This window comes from Herbaspirillum sp. B65, from assembly GCF_000333555.1.
Classification (GTDB): Bacteria; Pseudomonadota; Gammaproteobacteria; order Burkholderiales; family Burkholderiaceae_D; genus Herbaspirillum; species Herbaspirillum rubrisubalbicans.
Genome location: NZ_BADI01000916.1, coordinates 1 through 1637, shown reverse-complemented (window position 1 = coordinate 1637; position 1637 = coordinate 1). Strand labels below are relative to the sequence as shown.

1 protein-coding gene and 2 pseudogenes are annotated in these 1637 nt (G+C 53.0%); 2 read left to right on the top strand and 1 reads right to left on the bottom strand.

Annotated elements, in window-relative coordinates:
- Together I5W_RS32620 and I5W_RS21550 are read left to right on the top strand one after the other, a co-directional pair.
- Positions 1-217 (top strand): annotated as a pseudogene (locus tag I5W_RS32620) (hypothetical protein); the annotation flags it as partial.
- Between the two features lie 10 nt (positions 218-227).
- The gene (locus tag I5W_RS21550) at positions 228-1388 is read left to right on the top strand and encodes a DUF418 domain-containing protein (protein ID WP_044530772.1); all 1161 of its coding nucleotides are present in this window, start codon (positions 228-230) and stop codon (positions 1386-1388) included.
- Positions 1389-1430: 42 nt separating this feature from the next.
- Here I5W_RS21550 and I5W_RS32930 read toward each other — a convergent pair.
- Positions 1431-1637: pseudogene (locus tag I5W_RS32930) on the bottom strand (hypothetical protein); the annotation flags it as partial.

Genomic DNA, 1637 nt, shown 5'->3' with positions numbered 1-1637 from the left:
GCAGCAGAGATTGGACTTGCTGACACTCGTGGAGGATAGTTTGCTCGAACTGATGCTGAAATCCTCCGCGCTCCTGATGCTGCTCAAGCACGATGTCTATTGCCTTTCCAGAACATGCAACGGCACTAGCGAGAATCAATATGATCCGGTAAGACAGCAGGTCAAACCCCTCCTCACAAAAAGAACATCAATGTCACCACTGATGGTGCATAGCTGAACACACGGGCATGGATAACCGTATACGCAATATCGACGCGATTCGCGGAGTCGCGCTGTTGGGCATCTTCGTCGTCAACATTCAGGCGTTTTCCTCCCTCTACTACGGATCAGGCCTTCTGCCACCGGATGGGAGGACAGGCATGGACGCTGCCCTGGCCCTCATCATATCGACTGCTTTCGAGTTGAAATTTTATTTGCTCTTCTCGTATCTGTTTGGATACAGCATGACGCTACAAATGCAGTCAGCAGAACGGATTGGAGTCAGTTACATGCCAAGGATTCTGCGCCGCCAGACCGGGCTGTTCGTCATCGGCATCTTGCACGCCGTGCTGCTGTTCCATGGCGATATTCTGGTGACCTACTCTGTGCTAGGTCTGCTATTGCTTGCCTTGAGAAACAGCCCTGACACGACGAAACTCAAGCTCGCGTGCGGCATCATTGGCGTTACCGCAGCCTTATGGTTAATGATCGCCTTTGTGCAATGGGGCGAGCCGGCCCGAGATGATTCGGAAATGTACCGGGCTCAAGCCGAGGCCGCAATGCATTCTCTGCGTGCTACCCCACTTGACATCATTGGACAACACTTGTCAGGTCTATGGACAGTGCTGCCTATGCTGCTGGCACTTCAAGGTCCGTGTGCCCTGGCCATGTTCTTGCTCGGTTTCATGAGTGGAAAATACCAACTGCTCCAATATCCTGAACGTTATACTCCCCATCTCAACAAGGCCATCTTGTGGGGAGTTCTGGTCGGAATTCCAGGCGGACTTGCCTATGCCTGGGGGACGCAATTCATGCCTGGTTCGGCAGCGGAGACCGCCATGCTTGCGCTGGGTATTCTCACTGCTCCTTTCCTTACGATGGGCTTCCTGGGAGCGCTGCTTAAATTGTTTGACTCCGGGCGACTCGAACGCGGACGCAACGCCTTAGCGAATGCTGGCCGCATGGCCTTAACTAATTATTTGCTGCAATCCTTGATTTGCTCTTTCTTGTTCCAAGGCTACGGTCTTGCCCTGATCGGGAAAGTCTCTGTCACGCAGACATTCTTCTTCGTACTGCCCGTCTTCGGCTTGCAGCTATTGATGAGTCGCTGGTGGCTGACGCGTTTCGCCTATGGACCTGTCGAATGGATACTCCGTGCGATGACCATTGGGCGTTGGCCTGCTTGCTGAACTTGCGCTACGCGGATGTGCAGTAGTCGATAAGCTGGACGTTCAGAAGCAGGCAACATCAGAATTTCCACGTATAGGCAACGCCGAGAATGTCTTCCTCAAGATGTACGTTGGCATTGCCTCCCCAAAGCTTGGCGGAATCGATGCCGCACCATTGATGGTTTTCTTGAAGGCATGGGTATAGGCAAGACTGACTTCACCACCGCCAGCCCAGTTTATAGTACCGCCCACACTGACGTGATCTTGTAC